Origin of the sequence: Streptomyces sp. NPDC048269, from assembly GCF_040652395.1 — a bacterium.
Classification (GTDB): Bacteria; Actinomycetota; Actinomycetes; order Streptomycetales; family Streptomycetaceae; genus Streptomyces.
Map to the genome: position 1 here is coordinate 126,683 of NZ_JBEZLW010000007.1, position 20,271 is coordinate 146,953.

General features: G+C 73.7%; 18 protein-coding genes. 9 read left to right on the forward strand and 9 right to left on the reverse strand.

All coding sequences use genetic code 11. The annotated features are described in order from the left end of the window. Positions 1-95: 95 nt before the first annotated feature. Both AB0D48_RS10715 and AB0D48_RS10720 read right to left on the reverse strand, forming a co-directional pair. Entirely contained in the window at positions 96-614 is a 519-nt protein-coding gene (locus AB0D48_RS10715) for a GNAT family N-acetyltransferase (protein WP_362393772.1), read from the reverse strand. A gap of 396 nt (positions 615-1,010) precedes the next feature. Continuing rightward, on the reverse strand, positions 1,011-1,385 hold the full coding sequence (locus AB0D48_RS10720) for a hypothetical protein (protein WP_362393402.1): 375 nt from the start codon (positions 1,383-1,385) through the stop codon (positions 1,011-1,013). A 237-nt stretch (positions 1,386-1,622) separates the two neighbouring features. Between AB0D48_RS10720 and AB0D48_RS10725 the strand changes: the two genes are divergently transcribed. Next, positions 1,623-1,919: a hypothetical protein gene (locus tag AB0D48_RS10725; RefSeq protein WP_362393405.1), complete on the forward strand. Its 297-nt coding sequence runs from the start codon at positions 1,623-1,625 to the stop codon at positions 1,917-1,919. Positions 1,920-1,941: 22 nt separating this feature from the next. Here the strand turns inward: AB0D48_RS10725 and AB0D48_RS10730 are convergent, their stop codons facing one another. Further along, positions 1,942-2,808, reverse strand: a complete 867-nt coding sequence (locus AB0D48_RS10730; protein WP_362393408.1) for a MerR family transcriptional regulator — start codon at positions 2,806-2,808, stop codon at positions 1,942-1,944. A 62-nt stretch (positions 2,809-2,870) separates the two neighbouring features. Next, positions 2,871-3,287, reverse strand: a complete 417-nt coding sequence (locus AB0D48_RS10735) for a hypothetical protein (protein WP_362393411.1) — start codon at positions 3,285-3,287, stop codon at positions 2,871-2,873. Positions 3,288-3,522: 235 nt separating this feature from the next. Between AB0D48_RS10735 and AB0D48_RS10740 the strand changes: the two genes are divergently transcribed. The 3 genes from AB0D48_RS10740 to AB0D48_RS10750 all read left to right on the forward strand — a co-directional run bounded on the left by AB0D48_RS10740 (position 3,523) and on the right by AB0D48_RS10750 (position 6,980). After that, entirely contained in the window at positions 3,523-4,767 is a 1,245-nt protein-coding gene (locus AB0D48_RS10740) for an MFS transporter (protein ID WP_362393413.1), read from the forward strand. Between the two features lie 196 nt (positions 4,768-4,963). Next, positions 4,964-5,767: a peptidoglycan-binding domain-containing protein gene (locus tag AB0D48_RS10745; protein WP_362393416.1), complete on the forward strand. Its 804-nt coding sequence runs from the start codon at positions 4,964-4,966 to the stop codon at positions 5,765-5,767. Positions 5,768-5,903: 136 nt separating this feature from the next. Beyond that, positions 5,904-6,980: an RNA ligase (ATP) gene (locus tag AB0D48_RS10750; RefSeq protein ID WP_362393419.1), complete on the forward strand. Its 1,077-nt coding sequence runs from the start codon at positions 5,904-5,906 to the stop codon at positions 6,978-6,980. Between the two features lie 71 nt (positions 6,981-7,051). Here the strand turns inward: AB0D48_RS10750 and AB0D48_RS10755 are convergent, their stop codons facing one another. Next, complete coding sequence (locus AB0D48_RS10755) at positions 7,052-7,519, reverse strand: GNAT family N-acetyltransferase (protein ID WP_362393422.1); 468 nt, start codon at positions 7,517-7,519, stop codon at positions 7,052-7,054. A gap of 27 nt (positions 7,520-7,546) precedes the next feature. Beyond that, complete coding sequence (locus AB0D48_RS10760; RefSeq protein WP_362393425.1) at positions 7,547-8,845, reverse strand: ROK family transcriptional regulator; 1,299 nt, start codon at positions 8,843-8,845, stop codon at positions 7,547-7,549. A 175-nt stretch (positions 8,846-9,020) separates the two neighbouring features. Between AB0D48_RS10760 and AB0D48_RS10765 the strand changes: the two genes are divergently transcribed. The 5 genes from AB0D48_RS10765 to AB0D48_RS10785 all read left to right on the forward strand — a co-directional run bounded on the left by AB0D48_RS10765 (position 9,021) and on the right by AB0D48_RS10785 (position 14,721). Beyond that, entirely contained in the window at positions 9,021-10,334 is a 1,314-nt protein-coding gene (locus AB0D48_RS10765) for a sugar ABC transporter substrate-binding protein (RefSeq protein WP_362393428.1), read from the forward strand. Between the two features lie 10 nt (positions 10,335-10,344). Further along, positions 10,345-11,394, forward strand: a complete 1,050-nt coding sequence (locus AB0D48_RS10770; protein ID WP_362393431.1) for a sugar ABC transporter permease — start codon at positions 10,345-10,347, stop codon at positions 11,392-11,394. After that, positions 11,384-12,247 (forward strand): carbohydrate ABC transporter permease, encoded by an 864-nt coding sequence (locus AB0D48_RS10775; protein WP_362393434.1) that lies wholly within the window; start codon positions 11,384-11,386, stop codon positions 12,245-12,247. Before AB0D48_RS10770 ends, AB0D48_RS10775 begins: the two co-directional genes overlap by 11 nt. Beyond that, entirely contained in the window at positions 12,244-13,683 is a 1,440-nt protein-coding gene (locus tag AB0D48_RS10780; RefSeq protein ID WP_362393437.1) for a GH1 family beta-glucosidase, read from the forward strand. Before AB0D48_RS10775 ends, AB0D48_RS10780 begins: the two co-directional genes overlap by 4 nt. A gap of 120 nt (positions 13,684-13,803) precedes the next feature. Next, positions 13,804-14,721, forward strand: a complete 918-nt coding sequence (locus AB0D48_RS10785) for an NADP-dependent oxidoreductase (RefSeq protein WP_362393776.1) — start codon at positions 13,804-13,806, stop codon at positions 14,719-14,721. A 14-nt stretch (positions 14,722-14,735) separates the two neighbouring features. Here AB0D48_RS10785 and AB0D48_RS10790 read toward each other — a convergent pair whose 3' ends face one another. From AB0D48_RS10790 to AB0D48_RS10800, 3 genes are all read right to left on the reverse strand, one after another. Further along, positions 14,736-17,642 (reverse strand): poly(A) polymerase, encoded by a 2,907-nt coding sequence (locus AB0D48_RS10790; protein WP_362393440.1) that lies wholly within the window; start codon positions 17,640-17,642, stop codon positions 14,736-14,738. Continuing rightward, complete coding sequence (locus AB0D48_RS10795; RefSeq protein WP_362393779.1) at positions 17,642-19,417, reverse strand: RNA ligase family protein; 1,776 nt, start codon at positions 19,415-19,417, stop codon at positions 17,642-17,644. The genes AB0D48_RS10790 and AB0D48_RS10795 overlap by 1 nt, the downstream gene beginning before the upstream one ends. Before the next feature lie 119 nt (positions 19,418-19,536). Continuing rightward, a complete protein-coding gene (locus AB0D48_RS10800) occupies positions 19,537-20,196 on the reverse strand; it encodes a TIGR03086 family metal-binding protein (RefSeq protein WP_362393443.1) in 660 nt (219 codons plus the stop codon). Between the last annotated feature and the right edge of the window lie 75 nt (positions 20,197-20,271).

Sequence of the window (20,271 nt, forward strand, 5' to 3'; positions counted from 1 at the left end):
GGCGGACGTCTTCCTGCACTCCCTGAGCCGAGGCGGCCTCAGCTCACGCTGAGCCGAGGCGGCCTCAGCTCACGCTGAGCCGAGGCGGCCTCAGCTCACGCTGAGCCGAGGCCGCCGCGGCCGGCGGACTCCCAGCGGATCTCGCCGTCCTGGCGGTGCGCGGTCGCGCGCAGCCCGCAGGCCGCGGCTACCGCTGCCGAGGCGGCGTGGTCCGGGTGCACGTGCGCGACCAGAAGGCCGACCGGGAGCTGCGTCAGCCAGGCGGCGAGCGCCCGGGCGGCCTCCGTGGCGAGACCCCGGCCCTGCCAGGGGATGCCGACGGTCCAGGCCAGTTCGGCCCGGCCCCGCTCCGGCATGATCGTGGCCTGGACGGCGCCCACCAGCCGCCGCTGCTCGCGCAGCCGCAGTACCCAGTTGACCCAGACGACCGCGGGGTCGGGGGAGCCGGCCGCCAGCCGCTCGTAGCGGACACGGAGCTCGTCGGGCGACAGGGGCACGCCGCCGATGAAGGAGTGCAGGGCGGGATCGGCCAGTACGAGCGCCATCTCGTCGGCGTGGGCGGGCTGCAGCGGGAGCAGGTCGAGGCGGTGGGAGGTGAGCGCGACGGGCCGGATCGCGGGCCGCCGCCGGACCTTGGCGGCCGCCCCCGCGCGGGGTACGCCGTCCACGGCCAGGCAGATGCCGAACACCCGGTCAAGGCTCGTCCAGCCGTTGACGTGGCCGTGGTTGTTGCTGATCTGCACGCGTCGACGGGGCGCGTCCACCGCCGACACCAGATGCAGGTACGCCGCCCCCGCGACGCGGGCCAGGACGATGTCGCCGACCTCGACCGACGCAGGGTCGGCCGGCGCGACCCGGACCACCTGCCGGCTGTGGATCAGGGGCGCCATGGATCCGCCGGTCGGCCGGAAGTCCACGGTCTCGCCCCGGCCGATACGGTCCGCCAGCGCATCGAGCATGCCCATCGGGAGAGTATCCCCGGGCGGTGCGGCGACGGCCACCGGATTTCCTCAGCGCGGGGGCTCCACCTCCAGGAACCGGCGCCGGCGCGCGCCCCGGTACAACAGGCACACCCACCCCAGCCGTTCCAGCACGTCCGCACAGGCCGTCAGGCGTTCCTGCTCCTCCCCGGCCGCGCCGCCGCCCGGGGGACCGAGCCAGGTCACCTCCACCCGCCCGGGCTCCGCTCCGGGCGCCACGCGATAGCCCGTCCGCGTACGCCGCCCCTCCGCGTCCAGCGCCGACGGCGTGATCCCCGCCGCCTCCAGTGCGAGGGCCACCGCGCGCGGCAGCTGCCGTACCTCCCACGGCGCGGGAACCGCAGCGCCCGCCGGGCCGTTGACCAGACGACGGATCTGGAGCAGCCCCTCGTACGCCGTGCGCACCTCCGCCGCCCGCCCGGCGGCAGACGCGGCAGACGCGTCAGACGAGGCAGTCGCGGCAGTCGCGGCAGACGCGGCAGACGCGTCGGGCACTTCAGGGCCGTCGCCGGTCGCGGCCTCGAAGCCCTGCCCGGATTCCTGCATCACTCACCACCCGCCCGCCCGTCTGAGTACCTCAGGCCCAACGGCCTGAGTATCCGCCCCCATTCCCCGGGGCGCCGCCGCTGGTCGAATGAGGCCATGACCTCCGACGCCCCGCGCAGTGCCGCACTCCGCCCGCGCATGCAGCACGTGACCACCGCCGGTACGGCCCTGGCCGTGGCCCTGGTCCCGCTCGTCGTCGGCGTCCTGTTCGCCAAGGCGATGGCCGCCGACCCGATGACCCCGGTCAACGCCCTGATCGCGGGCGGCGGCCAGCGCGCCGCCCTGCCCCGGGGCGAATGGCGGCGCCGCGGCCACAGCACCGTGCACCGGCTGCGCACCGCCCGCCGGGAAACGGCCCGGCGCTGCGCCCACGTCTGCGGGCGCAGCGCCTGAGGTTCCCGGTCTGGCGAGGGCGTCAGGCCGTCACGGCGGCACGGCGGCACGACGTCGTGGCGAGGGGCTCCTGGAGTTCGGTGACCCACTGGTCCGGGTCCTCCGGGCAGGCGAGGGTCAGCTCGCGGGCGTACCCGGCCGAGCGGTGGCCGTGTGCGTCGATCCAGCGCGCCAGTGCCTGGGCCGTCGGCAGCACCCCGTCCATCGATCCCCGGTGCACCACGGTCGCCGCCCGCTCCACCGCCGGCAGCGTGACGATCCGTACCCCTCCCCCCAGGTCCTCGGCGCGGACCGACGCCGCCACCGGCAGCCCGGCGTGGACGAGGACCGCGGAGCCGGGCTCCGCTCCGGGCGCGTCCTCGTAGTAGGCGAGGCCGGGACCGGCCGGGAGCACCCCGGCCTCCTCGACGCGGCGGCACAGCTGCTCGTACAGCGGGCCGATGACCGGGCTGATGTCCTCTGGTTCGTAGCTCTCCGCGATCCCCGCCAGTTCGGCGAGCCGGACGGGCGGGAGGCTCTTCACGACGATGTCGTCGGCGGGCATGGAACCCTCGCTCTCGATGGTGCGGAGCCTCGCCTCGACCTGGACCAGGCGGGCCGCCGCGGCGGCCATGGCGGCCTCCAGCTCCGCCCGGCGCAGCCGCAGCATGCCGCGCATCTCCTCCGTAGCCACCCGCTCGTCGAGGATCGTCCCCACCTGGTCGAGGCTGAAGCCGAGTTCCTTGAGCGCGATGACACGGTTGAGGCGGGCAAGCTGCCCGGCCTCGTAGAAGCGGTAGCCGGTGAAGGGGTCGACACGGGCCGGGCGCAGCAGTCCGAGGGCGTCGTAGTGACGCAGCATGCGGACCGATACCCGGCCGTGCTTGGCGAAGTCTCCGATGGTGAACATGACGCTCTCCAGTGCAGGGCCTGACACAGGGGGAGGGTCAAGCGTCGCATCGCAGCGCCGGCTCAATGTCCGTACTGGCGCAGGCACAGGTCGACGATGGCCGGCGGTACGGCGCCCTCCGCGGCCGCGCACAGCTCGTCCATGCGCGGAGGCGGAGCCGGCTTCCGCCGCGGGTGCGGATGCGTGGGCTTGGCAGCGCGCTGCCGCCCGGCGGACGGCCGGGAGGTCTTGGCCCGGGGCAGCGCGGCCGGCGGGTCCGGGTCGGGGTCCGGGTCCTGACTCGGGTCAGGGGCGTCCGCCGCGGCCGCGGGCAGCTCCCCTAGGGGCAGCGGCGCGGGCGGTGGCACGTCCGGTGCGTCGGCGGGCGGTACGGAACCACGTGCCGGAACCGGAGCCGGCTCCTGCGGGCCGACGGAGACACAGCCGGCGCTCGCGAGGAGCGCGAGGAGGGAGAGGGGCACGGCCCGGCGTAACTGCATCAGACCACCTTGCCGTACGCCCCGGCCGGCGGGAGTCCGGCCTCACGCGTCCGGGTGACGGCGGCCGCGAAGCGGAATCGATCCGCCTGATCGACAGGCTTCGCGGCAGGGCCCGGGAATTACCAGGGCAGGCGGGGAATTGGAACGGCGGTGCGGGCAATGGGGGAGGCGCGACCCCCGGCGCCCCGCGCTGCCGTGTTCTGCCCGCCGATCAGCCCGTACGGAGTACTCAGACATGACCGCAGCCGCCGCGCCCGGCAACCCCGCGTCGACCCCCGAGTCCGGGCCGCCCCCCGCTCCCGCTCCCGGTACTGGGAGCGGGCCCGCCTGGAAGGGCTGGGCGGCCGTCTGCGCCGTCGCGCTCGGGATCTTCTGCCTGATCACCTCCGAGCTGCTGCCGGTCGGGCTGCTCACACCCGTCGGCGTCGACCTCGGCGTGTCCGACGGGACCGCCGGGCTGATGGTCACCGTGCCCGGACTGGTCGCCGGGTTCTGCGCGCCGCTCGTCACCGTCGGCGCGGGCCGCTTCGACCGGCGGCTCGTGCTCTGCCTGCTCATCGCCCTGATGGCCGCCGCCAACCTCGCCGCCGCCTTCGCCCCGAACTTCGCCGTCGTCCTCGCGGCCCGGCTGCTCGTCGGCGTGAGTGTCGGCGGGTTCTGGGCCATCGCCGGCGGGCTCGCGGTACGACTGGTCCCCGCGCACCACGTCGCCCGGGCCACCGCGCTCGTCTTCGGCGGCGTCCCCACCGCCTCCGTGCTCGGCGTCCCCGCCGGGACCCTGCTCGGCGAGCTCGGCGGCTGGCGCGCCGCCTTCGCGGCGGTCGGCGCCGTCGGCCTCCTCACCCTGGCCGCCCTGGTCCTCCTGCTGCCGCAACTGCCGCCGACCCGCCCCGTCACCTTCCCCGAACTCCCCGCCCTGCTCCGTGAGAACCGGGCGGTCCGCGCCGGTGTCATCGTCACCTTCCTCGTGGTGACCGGACAGTTCGCCGCCTACACCTTCGTACGGCCGATCCTGCAGGACGTCTCGGGCGTCGACACCCGGTACGTCAGCACCCTCCTGCTCGGCTACGGCGTGGCGGGCGTCGCGGGCAACTTCCTGGCCGGGACGCGCGACGCGTACCGGACGCTGCTCACGGTCAGCTGCTGCCTCACCGTGATCCTCGCGTTGATCGCCGTCCTCCCGGGAGCGGCCGCCGGCACCACCCTGCTGCTCGCCTGGGGGCTGGCGTACGGCGGGGTCTCGGTGAGCCTGCAGAGCTGGATGATCACGTCGGCTCCGGCCGCGGCCGAAGCGGCCTCCTCGCTCATGGTCGCCGTGTTCAACCTGGCCATAGCCGCGGGCGCGCTGCTCGGCGGCCTCGCGGTCGACGGCATATCGGCCCCGGCCGCCCCGCTCGGCGGGGCCGCCCTGATGCTCCTGGCCGCGGGCACCGTCCGGGTCACGTCGGTCCGCCGCCGGGATAGCGGACCGAAGGGATAGTTCGGACACCAGGCTTGACCCGGGGCACGCAGGGGGGAGAGAGTGCGCCCGATCAAGAACCACCGCATGAGCTGCACTCGGAGACTCCAAGATGTCCATATCGGTCCGCTCCTCGCTCCACCCGGCCATGGCCGGTGGTTCTTCCGCTCTCGGTGCACCCGGTGGCGCACGGCGTCGCAGAGCCTGACCGGCAGCCGTGTCCCACCACCCCGATGACCGCGGGACCGTCCCCGACGACCGCCTGTTCATACGCCCCTACGTCGTGCCCTTGGACGGCCCGCCCCGGTCGACGGCGCCCCCCTGGCCGCAGGCCGGCCCCGCGCCGCTGTCCTTCCCCGTTCCCGAACCGTTCCAGGAGGCGCCCGCCGCCCGCGACGCCGCCCCTGCCACGCCCCGTTCGCACCGCGCGGCCGGGCGCGGCGGCAACCGCGACGACAACCGAGACCGCGACGACAACCGTGACCGCGACCGTGACCGTGACCGCGGCAGCCGACTCCCGGCGGCGGCCCTCGCCCTGCTCGCGCTCGGCTTGGCCGGTGGTCTGGTGCACCTGCTGAGCGGTCCCGACGAGGCGGAGCCCCCCTCGCGGGCCGAGGCGCCGCTCGGGCTGACGGTGCCCGCGCTCCCGGCGCGCAGCCCGGGCGGCACCCCGTCGCCGAGCGCGTCCGGACGGTCCGTGAAGCCCTCGGCGTCCGCGTCGGCCAGCGCTTCGTCCTCGCCGTCGGCATCGCCCGCAGCGCCGAAGCAGGGGCCGGCGGCCGGCGCCTCGTCCGGGCAGCCGTCGTACGGGACGCTGCGCATGGGGGACAGCGGTCCCGGCGTGCGCGCCCTGCAGGAGCGGCTCTTCGGGCAGGGGTTCACGTACGTCGCCACGACCGGCGTCTACGACAGCCAGACGCGGCGCGGTGTCGCCCAGCTCCAGCGCGACCGGGACATCAAGGGCGACCAGCCCGGTGTCTACGGGCCGGCCACGCAGGCGGCGTTCCCCATCGGCGGCTGACCCTGCGGCACTTCCGGTCAGCCGCGCGGCAGGCTAACACCCGGATAAGCGCTGGACCAGCGGAAATGGCGGGAGGGAAAGTGGGCTTCGGCCACGGCCATGTCCCTCACCCCTGCCACCTCCGAGGAGCCCACCCATGTCTGTCTTGCGGGTCACCGTCGAAGAGCTGACCGTCCACGAGCATCCGAACGCCGACGCGTTGGAGCTGGCCCAGGTGGGCCTGTACCGGGCAGTCGTCGCCAAGGGCGCCTACCGTACGGGCGAGTTCGCGCTGTACATACCCGAGCAGGCCGTCCTGCCGCCCGGCCTGATCGAGGAGCTCGGCCTGACCGGGCGGCTCGCCGGGAGCTCCGCCGACCGGGTCAAGGCGGTCCGGCTGCGCGGAGAGCTCTCGCAGGGCCTGGTGTGCCGGCCGCGCGCGCTCGCCGATGTCGATCTGGTGCTGGCGGCCAAGGAGGGCAGGGACTTCGCGGAGTTGCTCGGCATCACCAAATGGGTTCCGCCCGTGCCGACGACGATGGACGGCGACGTCGAATCCGCCCCGGACCTGATGCCGTGGGTTGACATCGAGAACCTCCAGCGCTATCCGCACCTCTTCGAGCCCGGCGAGCCGGTCGTCCTCACCGAGAAACTGCACGGCACCGCCTGCCTGTTCACGTACGTCGTCGAGGGCGAGCGGGCATTGGTCTCCTCCAAGGGCTTCGGGTCGAAGGGGCTCGCGCTGAGCGAGGACGAGCGCAACGTCTACTGGCGGGCCGTGCGCGGGCACGGAGTGCCGGCCGTCGCGGCCGGGCTGGCCGCCCGGCTCGGCGCGAGCCGGATCGGCATCTTCGGGGAGGTGTACGGCGCGGGCGTCCAGGACCTCGGGTACGGGACGAATGTGCGCAGCGCCGACGCGCCGCCCGGATACGCCGTCTTCGACGTGTCCGCGGAGATCGACGGGCAGGTGCGGTGGCTGGATCCGGCGGCCGTACTGCAGGAGGGCGAGCTGCCGCTGGTGCCGCGGTTGTACGAGGGGCCGTACGACCTCGACACCGTGCTGGAGCTGGCGAGCGGTCGCGAGACCGTGTCGGGGCGTGGACTGCACCTGCGCGAGGGGGTCGTGATCCGGCCGGCTGTGGAGCGGTACAGCCCGGTGGTCGGCGGACGCGCCATCGGCAAGGCGGTGAGCCCGGCGTACCTGACCCGGAAGGGCGGTACGGAGTACGAGTGACCGGCGGGGCGGAGCGGGGGGTGTGCGGAGCGGGGGTGGGCGGCCGATGCGGTCCCCCCGCCCCTCGCCCGTCACGGCCGCCAGTACAGCGAGGGGTTGGGGTGGTCGGCGAAGCCGAGTGCGCGGTAGAGCGGTTCACCGTCGGGAGAGGCGTACAGGTCGACCCGGGCGGCCTCCTGTTCCCTGAACCAGTCGAGCAGCCCCCGCATGACCGCGCGGCTGTGGCCGCGCCGCCGGTACACCGGATCGGTGACCATGCCGAGCACGTGGCCGATCCGTCCGTTGCGCAGGTGCGGGCTCGGCAGCCGTTGCTCGACGGTGCCGATGCCGCAGGCGGCAAGGCCTTGTTCGCCGTCCACGACGAGGATCCGCACGGTGTCCGCCGTGATCTGCTCCTTCAGTACCGCCGCGAGGCGGTCCCGCCAGTCGCCGCCTCCCCCGGGGTTGAAGAAATCACCGCCGAGCGTCTCGAACAGCAGCGCCCGCAGGCGTACGAGCTCCGGGACGTCGTCCTCCACTGCCTGCCGTATGCGTAACATGTAATAACCCTAGGGCGATTGTGTCTCTTACAGCAACCCCTTGCGGACCTCCAGGGCCGTGCGCCAGCCCGGAGGTTCGGCGTGGGGTTCCGGGGCCGTGCGGCGGCCACCCGTGGCGAAGAAGGCCGAGAGGGGGAGGGTGGCCGCGCCGACCGTGACCGCGTCCGGGCCCAGGGAGCCCAGGCCCACGGTGACCCGGCCCGCCGGATGGCGCAGGGAGTACCGGGTGGCGTGCTCCCGTACCGCCGGGAGGATGTGTGGTCCCAGCATCAGGCCCGCCCAGCCGCCGATCAGGATCCGCTCCGGCCGGAACAGGTTGATCAGGTCCGACAGGCCCGCGCCCAGGTACTCCGCCGTCTCCTCCAGCACCTCCCGTGCCACCGGGTCCCCTGCCCGGGCCGTGGCCAGCAGGGCCGACAGGGCTTCCTCCTCGTCCACGGAGTCCACCGGACCGCCGCCCCGCTCGGCCCAGCGGGCCAGCAGGGACTCGGCGCCCGTGTACGCCTCCAGGCAGCCCAGGGCCCCGCAACGGCAGCGCCGGCCGCGTACGGAGACCGTCAGGTGGCCCCACTCCAGCGGAGTCCCCTGTGTCGTCCCGCCGTCCGGCGAGCCGTCGGTGACCAGGCTCGCGCCGACGCCCGAGCCGAAGAGCACGACCACCGCGTCCCGGGCCCCGCGTCCGGCGCCGAACCACATCTCCGCCTGGCCGAGGGTCCGCGCCCCGTTGTCGATGATGTACGGGACCTCCTCCGGCAGGGCCCCGGTGGCGCGCAGCAGTTCCTCCAGCGGGACCGCGTCCCAGCCGATGGTCTGGCCGTGCACCACGGCCCCGCCCGGCGCCCCGCGGTCCACGATGCCCGGCACTCCGACACCCACGCCCAGCAGCCGCTCCGTACCGACCCCGGCCTCGGCGAGCACGGTGGCGATGCCCTTCTCGATGTGGTCGACGATCGGGCCGACGTCGTAGCAGCCGCGCGGCAGCAACGGCAGTTCGGTGCGGGCCAGTTCGGTCAGCGTCAGGTCGAACAGCTCGACGCGGACCCGGGTTTCGCCGACGTCGACGCCGATCATGTGCGCGCTGCCGGGCGCCACGCGCAGCAGGGTGCGGGGCCGGCCGCCGTCGGAGTCCACGATCCCGGCTTCCTCCAGGAGCCCGTCCGCGACGAGTTCACCGACGACGTTGCTGACGGAACCCGAGCTCAGCCCGGTCGCGGGCCCGAGCTCCTGGCGGCTCATCGGCCCCCCGAAGTAGAGCCGTTGGAGAACGGCGCTCCGATTGCCCCGCCGTAGATCCCGCACCGTTCGTCCGCTACGCCCCGTGGTCATCCGGCCCCTTCCGCAGTGACATCCCTCGCAACATACCCTTGCGCCACCCCTTGACGCGACCCTTTCACGAGGCTTAACTCACGTCCTGAATTAAGGGCCTGGGTGGAGCACCTCGTGTCGGCCTCCGCCCCTCACTCCGTTGACCTCTCACTCCGTTGAAAGGGATCGAGCCGCCATGCGCAGAACCAGAGCCGCAGCCGCCGTCACCGTCTGCCTCCTCGTCTCGGTCACCGCTTGCGGCGGCGGGTCCGCGGACAGCGGGCGTGGATCCAACACCGCTCCCGAGGAGCTCACTTACTGGGCTTCCAACCAGGGCCCCGACCTCGCGGCGGACCAGGCCGCCCTCGGTCCCGAGCTGAAGAAGTTCGAGCAGCAGACCGGCATCAAGGTGAAGCTCGAAGTCGTCCCCTGGCCGGACCTGCTGGGCCGGATCCTCGCCGCCACCGCCTCCGGGCAGGGCCCGGACGTCCTCAACATCGGCAACACCTGGTCCTCCTCCCTCCAGGCCACCGGTGCCCTCCTCCCCTGGGACGCCGGGAACTTCGACGCGATCGGCGGCAAGGACCGCTTCGTGGAGTCCGCCGTCGGCTCGGCCGGAGCCGCCGGCAAGGACCCGGCCGCCGTCCCGCTCTACTCGATGTCGTACGCGCTCTACTACAACAAGAAGATGTTCCGGGAGGCGGGCATCGAGAAGCCCCCGGCCACCTGGGACGAGATGGTCACCACCGGCCGGAAGCTGTCCAAGGACGGCAAGTGGGCGCTCGGCGCCGAGGGTTCCAATCTCTCCAACAACATCCACCAGGCCTTCGTGCTCTCCAAGCAGCACGGGGCCGAGTTCTTCGACGCCGCCGGCAAGCCCGCCTTCGACACGCCCGCCAACGTCGAGGCCGTCAAGCAGTACGTCGACCTGATGGCCAAGGACGAGATCATCGCGCCCGGCAACGCCGAGTACGACAAGAACCAGTCCCTCCAGGACTTCGCCAACGGCAAGACCGCCATGGTCCTGTGGCAGAGCGCCGCCAGCAGCTTCAAGGCACACGGCATGAAGGAGGGCGACTGGGGCGTGGCACCCGTCCCCGTACCCGCAGGCGCCACCCCCGGCACCGGCACCCACACCAACTCCATGGTCGCCGGCATCAACCTGGCCGTCTTCAGGAGCACCGACAACATCGACGGCGCCCTGAAGTTCGTGAAGTTCATGACCGGCGACGAGGAGCAGAAGATCCTCAACAAGGCGTACGGATCCGTCCCGCCGGTCAAGACCGCCCAGTCCGACCCGGCCTTCGCCACCGAGGACCTCACCGTGCTCCGCGACACCCTCGCCACCAGCGCCGCTCCGCTCCCGCAAGTCCCCGAGGAGTCGCAGTTCGAGACCACGGTCGGCACCGCGATCAAAGAGCTCTTCGCCGACGCCGCGGCCGGCCGACCGGTGACCACCGGGTCGGTCAAGGCGAAGCTCACCAAGGCCCAGCAGCAGATGCCGAACTGAGCCGCGCCCGATGACCTCCGCGCCCACCACGATGCCACCCGATGCCGGGGCCGATGCCGATGCCGATGCCGATGCCGATGCCGGGGCCGACGCCGCCAGGCCCGGCCGTGCGCACCGCACCGCCGTCCGCGTACGCCGCACCGGCCGCCTGCGCCGTACCGCCCTGCCCTACCTCCTGCTCCTGCCCGCCCTCCTCCTCGAACTGCTCGTCCACCTCGTCCCGATGGTGATGGGCATCCTGATGAGCTTCCGGGAACTCACCCAGTTCTTCATCCGGGACTGGTCCCGGGCCCCCTGGACGGGCTTCGGCAACTACGAACTCGCCGTCGGCGTCAACCGGCCCGTCGGTGCGGCCCTGCTCGGCTCCTTCCTCACGACCTGCCTGTTCACCCTGCTCTCCGTGGGCCTGTGCTGGCTGCTCGGAACCGCCGCCGCGGTGTTCCTGCAGGAGAACTTCCGCGGCCGCGGCGTCCTGCGGGCCCTGTTCCTCGTCCCGTACGCCCTGCCCGTCTACGCGGCCGTCATCACCTGGGCGTTCATGTTCCAGCGTGACAACGGCCTGGTGAACCACGTCCTCCACGACCAGCTCGGCCTCGGCGGCGCGGAGCACACCTTCTGGCTCCTCGGCGACAACAGCTTCTGGGCCCTGCTGACCGTGTCCGTGTGGAAGGGCTGGCCGTTCGCGTTCCTCATCGTGATGGCCGCCCTCCAGAACATCCCCAAGGACCTCTACGAGGCGGCGGCCCTGGACGGCGCCGGCGTCTGGCAGCAGATCCGCCGGATCACCCTGCCCTCGGTCGGCGCGGTCAACCAGGTACTGGTCCTGGTGCTGTTCCTGTGGACCTTCAACGACTTCAACACCCCGTTCGTGCTGTTCGGCAAGGCGGCCCCCGAAGCCGCCGACCTGATCTCCGTCCACATCTACCAGTCGTCCTTCGTCACCTGGAACTTCGGCACCGGATCGGCCATGTCCGTCCTCCTGCTCCTGTTCCTCCTGCTGGTCACCGCCGTGTACCTGCTCATCACCACGCGCGGACGGAGGTACGACGATGCCCGCTAGACCGCGCGGGCCCCTTGAGCCGCCCCCGTCCTTCCGGGTGATCCGGGCCGTCTTCTTGACCCTGCTCTCCGGCTTCGTGCTGCTGCCCGTCTACGTGATGGTCACCAGCTCGCTCAAGCCGCTGGCAGACGTGGCGGGCCGGTTCCGGTGGATCCCGAGCGGGCTGACCGTCCGCCCCTACATCGACATCTGGCACACCGTCCCGCTCGCCAAGTACTTCGTGAACTCTCTGATCGTGGCCGGCGCGGCCACCGTCTGCTCCGTGGTCATCGCCGTCTTCGCGGCGTACGCCGTGAGCCGCTACCGCTTCCGCGGCAAGCGCCTCTTCACCGTCACCGTGCTGTCCACCCAGATGTTCCCGGGGATCCTCTTCCTCCTCCCGCTGTTCCTGATCTTCGTGAACATCGGCAACAGCACGGGGGTGGCGCTCTACGGCTCCCGCGGCGGGCTCATCCTCACCTACCTCACCTTCTCCCTGCCCTTCTCCATCTGGATGCTCATCGGGTACTTCGACTCGGTGCCCCGCGACCTCGACGAAGCGGCCACGGTCGACGGCTGCGGCCCGCTCGGCGCGCTGCTGCGGGTCGTGATCCCGGCGGCCGTGCCGGGGATCGTCGCCGTCGCCGTGTACGCGTTCATGACGGCGTGGGGCGAGGTGCTCTTCGCGTCCGTCATGACGAACGACACCACCCGCACGCTCGCCGTCGGACTGCAGGGCTACTCCACGCAGAACGACGTGTACTGGAACCAGATCATGGCCGCCTCGCTCGTCGTCAGCATCCCCGTCGTCGCCGGATTCCTGCTGCTGCAGAAGTACTTGGTGGCCGGACTTACGGCAGGAGCCGTCAAATGACCCTTTCGGAAAGTCTCCCCGCGACCGAGCCGCACGCCGCGACCGAGCCGCACGCCGCGACCGAGCCGCACGCCGTGGCCGCCGACCGCGCCCTCGGCATCGACCTCGCCGCCCTGCCCCGCGACTTCGCCTGGGGCACCGCGACCTCCGCCTACCAGATAGAGGGCGCGGTCGACGAGGACGGCCGGTCCCCCTCCATCTGGGACACCTTCTCCCGCGTCCCCGGAGCCGTCGCCGGCGGCGACACCGGCGACACGGCCTGCGACCACTACCACCGCTGGCGGGGCGACATCAGCCTCATGCGGCAGCTCGGCACCAACGCCTACCGGCTCTCCGTCGCCTGGCCGCGCGTCGTGCCCGGCGGCGACGGCCCCGCCAACACCAAGGGCCTCGACTTCTACGACCGGCTCATCGACGGCCTGCTCGCCGCGGGCATCGAACCCAACGTCACCCTCTACCACTGGGACCTGCCCCAGGCCCTCCAGGACCGCGGGGGCTGGCCCGAGCGTGCCACCGCCGAGCACTTCGCCGCGTACGCCGGTCTCGTGGCCGCACGTCTCGGCGACCGCGTCACCCAGTGGGCCACGCTGAACGAGCCGCTGTGCTCGGCGTGGATCGGCCACCTGGAGGGCAGGATGCCCCCCGGCCTGACCGACCTCACCGCGGCCGTCCGCGCCTCCTACCACCTGCTGCTCGGCCACGGCCTCGCCACCCAGGCCGTCCGCGCCGCGGCACCCGGCGCCCGGATCGGCATCGTCAACAACCTCTCCACCGTCGCACCGGCCACCGGCAGCGGGGCCGACCACGCCGCCGCCCGCCGCATGGACGGCCACGTCAACCGCTGGTGGCTCGACCCCGTCCACGGCCGCGGCTTCCCCGCCGACATGCGCGAGGTCTACGGCGTGGACCTCCCCGAACGCCCCGGCGACCTCACCGCCATCGCCGCCCCCCTCGACTGGACCGGCCTCAACTACTACTTCCCGCAGGTCGTCACCGACGACCCGGCGGGCCCCGCGCCGTTCGCCCGCCAGATCGACCGGCCCGGCGTCCCGCACACCGGCATGGACTGGGAGGTCGACGCCGACGGCCTGGAGTCGCTGATCATGCGCCTGCACGAGGAGTACGGGGCCCAACGGGTCCACATCACGGAGAACGGCTCCTCGTACCCCGACACCGTGGCCCCCGACGGCCTCGTCCACGACCCGGAGCGCACCGCCTACCTCACCGCCCACCTGGCCGCCTGCGCCCGCGCGGCCCGCCGCGGCGCGCCCGTGGCCGGCTACTACGCCTGGTCGCTGCTGGACAACTTCGAATGGGCCTACGGCTACGACAAGCGCTTCGGCCTGGTCCACGTCGACTACGCCACGCAGCGCCGCACGGTCAAGTCCAGCGGCCGCCGCTACGCCGAGATCATCGCCGCGCACCGCTCCTGCTGATCCTTCGCCGCACCGTGCCCGCCCCGCTTCTCGGGGCGGGCGCGACGTGCGTGGTGGGATGGGGACCGGGGGGATCCAGCAGCTCACGGAGAGGTCGGGTAGATGGCGCAGGACACCACCATGCGAGCGATGGTCTACAAGACGTACGGCGGGACCGAGGTGCTCGAAGAGGCCCGGCTGCCCCTGCCGAAGGTCGGTCCGGGCGAGGTCCTCGTCCGGGTGAAGTACGCCGCTGTGAACCCCGTCGACTGGAAGGTCATGGCGGGCGGGCTCGACGGCCTGATGGACATCGTGTATCCGGTGGTTCCCTGCTGGGACGTTTCCGGCACCGTCGAGCGGGTCGGGATCGACACCCCCGAGTTCGCCGAGGGCGACGAGGTCATGGCCAACGTCCGCAAGGACTACGTGCACGGCGGGACCTGCGCGGAGTTCGTCACCGTGCCCGCCCGGTCCCTCGCGCACAAGCCCGCCTCGCTCGGCTGGGCCGAGGCCGCAGGGCTCCCGCTCGCCGGCCAGACCGCCTACCAGGTGCTCACCCGGCTCGGCACCGGCAAGGACGACACCGTCCTCGTCCATGGCGCCGCCGGCGGGGTCGGCTCCTTCGGCGTCCAGATCGCCCGCGCGCTCGGGGCCAGGGTCATCGGCACCGCGTCCCCCCGCAACCACGACCGCGTACGAGAGCTCGGGGCCGAGCCCGTCGCGTACGGCGACGGACTCGTGGGCCGGGTCCGCGCCCTCGCCCCCGAAGGCGTCACGGTCGTCGCCGACTTCGTGGGCGGGGTCCTCGACGTCACCCGCGAAGTGCTGCACGCCGACGGCCGTCACGCCTCCATCGCCGACCCCACCGTCACCGGCTCGGGCGGCGAGTGGATGTGGGTCCGCCCGGTCGGCAGCGACCTGGAGGCACTGGGACGCCTCGCGGACAGCGGGCAGCTCACGGTGACCGTCGCGCGGACCTTCCCGCTGTCCGAGCTGGCCGCGGCCTTCGAGCTGAGCCAGGCCGGACACACGGCGGGCAAGATCGTCATCGAGCTCTGAAACCGGCAGAGCCGTTACTCGCCGACCGCCGCGCCGACCGCCGTGCCCAGGTCCGTGCCCAGGTCCGGCACCTCGCCGCACGCCGCCCACGTCACCTCGACGCCGGGCAGGCCGCGCGACCACGGCGCGGCCACGGCGGCGAGCCGCGCCGCGTCCGGCGGGGCGGCGCCGAGCCCGATCGCATAGCGGGCCAGGCCCGGGCCCGTCGCGAAGGGGCGCGGCCAGGCGTGCGCGTCGGCGGTCCCCGCCTCCTCCAGAGCGCCGAGCAGCGCCCGCAGCCGTCCGCGCACCCGGCCCAGGAGCGCCTCGAACTCCCGCTCCTCCGGCGTCCGTACGGTCACCACCGCCCAGGCGGCGTGCCGCCGGTGCAGCGGCGGCGCCGCCAGGACCTCGCCGAAGGCCCCGGGCTCCGCGTCCAGCAGCTCCCAGGCCCGGTACAGCTCCCGTACGAGCAGGTCACGCAGGCCCGGTCCCACCTGGTCCGTGCAGCTGCGGACCGGCTCGGAGGGGGTCAGCACCGTGACCGGGCCGGGTCCCGGCGGCGAAGGCGCCAGGCCGACCGGCTCCCGCCAGTCCCACGCCGCCCACATGCCGAAGAACTCCCGGAGCAGGGCCTCGGGCGGCACCGGTCCGGTCGCGCGTACGGTACGCGCGGCGAGCACCGCCCAGGCCAGGCCGGGGAGCCCGCCGAACGGCGCCGAGTCCAGACCCCGCGCCCGGGCCCAGGCCTTGACCTCCCGTGCCAGCCGGCTGAACGCGGCGAACTGCCCGTGCACGAAGTCCCGTACGGCATCCGCGTCGCTCAGCGCGCTCAGCGCGACGGCCGTCGCCTCGCTCAGCTCCGCCCGCCGGGCGAGCGCCTGCCGCGGTTCCACCGCGCCGCAGCCGACCACCACCAGGTCCACGTCCAGCGCCCCCACCCGGAAGCGCAGTCCCGGCACCCGCGCACCGGTCACCTCCCGCATGCGCTCGGCCTCCGGCAGCGCGGCTTCGACCCGTCGCCGTACCTCCGCGACATCGGCCGTGCCCGGCAGCGCCGCCACCAGGTCCAGGTCCGCGTGCGGGAGCGCGCACCGCATGCGGCGCGAACCGGCCACCCGCACCAGCCCGTCGCCGAGAGCCCGTGCCACCCGATCGGCCACGGACATGACGGACCGGTCGCTGACCGGCGCCATGACCGGTGCCGTGACCGGCGTCGCTACCGGCCCTGCGGCCTCCGCCGCCACCCACCGCACCTCGCCCGTCCCCAGCGCCACCGTCGCCCGGACCCGCATCGGCCCGTCCCCGCGCCGCGACAGCACGGCCAGTTCCCCGACGCGCGCGACCGTCTGCCCGGCGTCCGGCGCGACCGCGAGCCGGGCGGTGAACTCCGCCACCGCCCGCTGCGGATCCCGGCTGCGGCCCAGGGTCAGGTGCGGGGTGTATTCCCCGGTGCGCCCGCCGCACCCCGGGAACCGCCGCGCCAGCGCCCCGCGCAGCTCCGGCCAAGGCTCGTCACCGGCCGCCGCCGGGTCCAGCCAGAGCGTGGCGTCCTCCCGGTGCCCGAAGCTGTGCACCCCCTCCAGCCGTGCGGTGAACACCGGCGTCGCCGCCGCCACTTCGGCCAGCAGCGGTACGGCCTCCTCGAACGAGGACTCGGGTACGAAGCCGAAGAGCAGGTTGACGTGCGCGGGCCAGCGGTCGGCCTGCGGGTCGTGCGCCCGCCGCAGCGCGCCGACCGCCTCCGGGAGGCGGGGCGGCAGCCACGCCACCGCGGTACGCGCCGTCGCCGGTACACCGAGCCGCGCGGGTCCGGGGCCCGGCGCCCCGAACTCCACCGTCGCCTCCACCCCGTAGTGGTCGGAGATGAACAGGCCGTCCGGGCCCGGCGCGTGGCCGCGCAGCGCCGCCCGGGTGCCCCGCGCCGACCCGGAGGCCCTCAGCAGGATCCGGTCCAGCCGCCCGGCCAGCCCCGACAGCGAGCCCACCGCCGCCAGGGGATTGGCCACGGGATCGAACGTGGGCGTACCGTCGTCGGCCCCGTGTACGTCGCTCCAGACGTCCCGCATCCCCAGCGTGGCCGCGGGTCCGTCGGCCCCGGAGCGGCCGTCGTTGAAGTCGCCCAGCAGCGCCACCGGCGCTTCCACCCCGCCCAGTCCCTCGGCCAGCCGCGCCAGTTCGGCGGCCCGCCGCACGTCTCCGTTCTCGGTGTGGTCGCTGCTCAGGTGGGTCGCGGCGACGACCAGGGGGCCGCCCGCGGTGTCCACCGTGACGGCGGTGACCGCCTTGTGCGGGCCGAGCCGGTGCAGCCCCGCCTCCCGCACCGGCAGTCTGCTCAGCAACAGCAGCCCGTGCTCGGCGACGTCCCGGCCGCCCGGATCCGCGGCGAGCGTGTACCGCTCCCGCACCCACTCCTCGGCCAGCAGCATGCCGAGCAGTCCGGCTTCGACCTCCTGGAGTGCGATGACATCGGCATCGGAGGACGCCAGGTCGGCCAGCAGCAGCGGCCTGCGCAGCGCGGTGGCGATGCGCGGAGCGTCGTACCGGTCCCAGAGGGTGTTCCAGGTCAGCAGCCGCACCGATGCCACCGCCCCGCCGCCGGGTGGCGCCTGCGCCGGCCGCCAGGCACCGCCGTCCGCCGGATCCCACGCGTACGGGGTCCGGGCGGTGAAGAACGGCGCCCGCAGCAGGCGCGGATCACGGACCCGGCCCGCGGCGGTGGCGTCGATCCGGTCCACTCCCGTGGCCCGGTCCCACACCACCTCGCCGTCCGCCTCGACGAAGAGCACACGGTGCCAGGGGATGTCGCCGCCGGGCACGAAGGACGGCAGCGGTACGCGCTTCGGGGCGGCCCCGCGCTGGAGCAGCCCGAGCACGAACCGCGCCGGATCGAACCGGGGGTCCCAGCGGACCTGGTGGTAGAGCTGTTCACTGGTACGCATCAACGCTCCCCGGCCGCCGGGGCGGCCAGGCCGCCCGCCGTGTCCTCGACGCTCCCGGCCGCGCCCAGGTACCAGGTCCGGTGCGCCTGACCGGGATACGGCGGGCTGAACCGGTGCAGCTGCGAGTCCAGCACCTGTGGCGGTACCGGATGCGGGCGCACGGCGTTGCGCCGTACCAGCTCCTCCGCGTCGACCAGCACGACGGCATGGGTGACCAGCGCGTCGCGGCGGCGCGCGACCGACCCTGCCAGTCCCCGCTGCTGGTCGGTGAGCGACGTGGCGTCCCACACGACCGTGCCCCCGCGGGCCAGCGCGGCGTCGAGCCGGTCGAGGCCCTCGCTCAGCACCTCCGTGTTGGCCCGCTGGTCCGCACGGGAACCCCGGGCGGTGCGCAGATCGTCGAGACTGATGTAGGTGTCCACTCCGGGCAGCGCGCGGCCGAAGGTGCTCTTGCCGCTGCCCGAAGGGCCACACAGCTGCACCATTCGGGGAAACGATCCGTCGCGCCACCGCCAGGTGGCGGCCACCGCCTCCTCGTCCGTACCGATCCGGCCCAGCGCGAACGCGCGCCGCGCCTCGGCCCAGCAGCGGTCGGCCGCGTCCGCGTCGAGCGCGCCGAGGCGCTCCCGAAGCGCGGTGCGCAAGGCCCCGAGCGGGTCGGGGCCGAGCAGCCCCGCCTCCTCGGCGTACAGCGCGGACCACTCCACGCACTCGCGCGCCTGCGCGTCCCCGGCCGCCGCCCCCGCCAGCGCGTGCAACACGCCCAGGTCGGCCGCGGTGGCCATCCGGACCAGCCCGGCCCGCCGTTCCGCGTCCGGGAAGGGCCGCTGGAGGTACGGGTACAGCCCGACCAGATCGGACACCTGCCGTGCGAGCTCCATCCCGAGCGGAGCCGCCGCGAGGCGCGCCGCGACCCGGGCCCGCGGCGCGCGGTGCAGTACGGCTGCCAATACCCCGGCCAGCCGGGCCTCGCCGGTCCGCCCCAACCCGTCCAGGCGCGCGGCGACTTCCGCCACCGCGTCGGCGGCGTGGCCGGTCCGGGTCGCTTCGGTGGCTTCGGACGCCCAGGGCGCATCCGTCACCCCGGCCGCGGTGAGCAGCTCCGCCGCGTCGGCCTGCGCCCCCGACCGGACCGCCCACAACGGGGCGGCCGGGCCGAGCCCGTTCGGCACGACCGGTGCGAACATCCAGTGCGTGTCCGTCTGCACGTGCCCGACGCGCACCCACTTCGCGACGCAACGCCCGAAGTCCTCGTACGCGAAGCCGTCGACCGTCCGTACGACGTACCCCTCCTGCCGTGCGGTGTCGAGCTTCAGCTTGCGCAGCGCGCGCTCGTCGAAGGTGCCCCGCCACAGGACGCGCGGAGCGGGCACTCCCAGACCGCGCAGGAACCGTACGGTCCGGTCCCAGTCCAGGCAGTGCTCCCCGTCCCACACCGAGAACCCGTAGAACCAGCTGTCCAGATCCTCGTACGCGAGTGAGTGCCGGGCGTACAGGTTCTCCCCGCACACCCGCCAGCCGGCCGGGATACCCGCGCCGATCCGGCCCTGGAGGCCTTTGACCCACGCGCGCGAGGGGTGGTGCGCCGAGTCGAGCGAGCGCGCGTGCAGGCCGTCCGCGTACAGGGTGGTGTTCTCCCCGTCGAGCTTCTCGGTCACCACGACCTCGCGCCCGGCCAGCCCCGCCAGGGCCCCCGGCCCGGTCACGCGGACGTCGTCCGCCGCCGCCCCGGGGGACCAGGGCAGATGTGGCGTACGGGGGTAGTGCGTGCGCATGATCTGCTCCTGCTCGACGACGTGGTGCCCCGTCACTGTAGGTATCCGGAGCTGCCTCATCCATCGATTAACAGGCGGTCGGCGCCGACAGGGGGCCGACCGCCGGGCCGGCCGGCCGCTCAGGGGCGGCGGCCGGACCAGGCCACCAGCCGGTCGAGGGCGGACGCGTCCGCCGCCACGGGGACCACCTCGCCGTACGGGATGCGGCCGCCGCGGGTTTCGGCCGGCATCGCCCGGCGTACCACCTCGACCAGCCGCTCCAGCAGGGCGGTGTCCCAGTCCGGTCGCTGCCCGGTGGCGGTGGCGAGGTCCCAGGTGTGCAGGGTCAGTTCGTTCGCGTACAAGGTGGCCGCGAGCGCTCCCGGCCGGACCCCCATCGGCAGGCGCAGGTCGCGGCCGAGCACGTCCGGATCCGCCCATACCTGTGCCGCCTCACGGGCGGCCGGCTCCCAGGCTGCCGCCCACTCTCCGTCCGCGAGCTCGTCGGCGAAGGACGGGACGCTGAAGGCGTCCTCGCCGCGCCCGATCACGGCGATCCGCCGCAGCACGGCGACCAGGTGGCTCGACAGGCGCCGCACGTCGAACTCGTCGCAGGGAGTCGGGGCGTCGTACTGGTCGGGCCGGACTGCGGCGAGGGTGCGCCCGGCGAGGTCGATCGCAGCCGCCAGATCCGGACGGGTGTCGACGGCGGGAAAGTCAGACGGGGTGACGGATGACGGGGTGGAGGAGGACGGGGCGACGGAGGACGGGGTGGCGGTGAACTGCTGGGTTTCGGTCATGACGTCATCCTGGCGGCTGAAGTGGCCATCCTCTGGCCAGTTTTCCGGAGAGAATCCATTCCATGCGAAACGAAC

Bases quoted from the DNA above. Each gene is read 5' to 3' on its own strand.
- AB0D48_RS10795 (WP_362393779.1), bottom strand. From the start codon at position 19,417: ATGCGCACGCACTACCCCCGTACGCCACATCTGCCCTGGTCCCCCGGG.
- AB0D48_RS10760 (WP_362393425.1), bottom strand. From the start codon at position 8,845: ATGACCACGGGGCGTAGCGGACGAACGGTGCGGGATCTACGGCGGGGC.
- AB0D48_RS10755 (WP_362393422.1), bottom strand. From the start codon at position 7,519: ATGTTACGCATACGGCAGGCAGTGGAGGACGACGTCCCGGAGCTCGTA.
- AB0D48_RS10770 (WP_362393431.1), top strand. From the start codon at position 10,345: ATGACCTCCGCGCCCACCACGATGCCACCCGATGCCGGGGCCGATGCC.
- AB0D48_RS10780 (WP_362393437.1), top strand. From the start codon at position 12,244: ATGACCCTTTCGGAAAGTCTCCCCGCGACCGAGCCGCACGCCGCGACC.
- AB0D48_RS10775 (WP_362393434.1), top strand. From the start codon at position 11,384: ATGCCCGCTAGACCGCGCGGGCCCCTTGAGCCGCCCCCGTCCTTCCGG.
- AB0D48_RS10730 (WP_362393408.1), bottom strand. From the start codon at position 2,808: ATGTTCACCATCGGAGACTTCGCCAAGCACGGCCGGGTATCGGTCCGC.
- AB0D48_RS10790 (WP_362393440.1), bottom strand. From the start codon at position 17,642: ATGCGTACCAGTGAACAGCTCTACCACCAGGTCCGCTGGGACCCCCGG.
- AB0D48_RS10785 (WP_362393776.1), top strand. From the start codon at position 13,804: ATGCGAGCGATGGTCTACAAGACGTACGGCGGGACCGAGGTGCTCGAA.
- AB0D48_RS10735 (WP_362393411.1), bottom strand. From the start codon at position 3,287: ATGCAGTTACGCCGGGCCGTGCCCCTCTCCCTCCTCGCGCTCCTCGCG.
- AB0D48_RS10740 (WP_362393413.1), top strand. From the start codon at position 3,523: ATGACCGCAGCCGCCGCGCCCGGCAACCCCGCGTCGACCCCCGAGTCC.
- AB0D48_RS10800 (WP_362393443.1), bottom strand. From the start codon at position 20,196: ATGACCGAAACCCAGCAGTTCACCGCCACCCCGTCCTCCGTCGCCCCG.
- AB0D48_RS10765 (WP_362393428.1), top strand. From the start codon at position 9,021: ATGCGCAGAACCAGAGCCGCAGCCGCCGTCACCGTCTGCCTCCTCGTC.
- AB0D48_RS10750 (WP_362393419.1), top strand. From the start codon at position 5,904: ATGTCTGTCTTGCGGGTCACCGTCGAAGAGCTGACCGTCCACGAGCAT.
- AB0D48_RS10725 (WP_362393405.1), top strand. From the start codon at position 1,623: ATGACCTCCGACGCCCCGCGCAGTGCCGCACTCCGCCCGCGCATGCAG.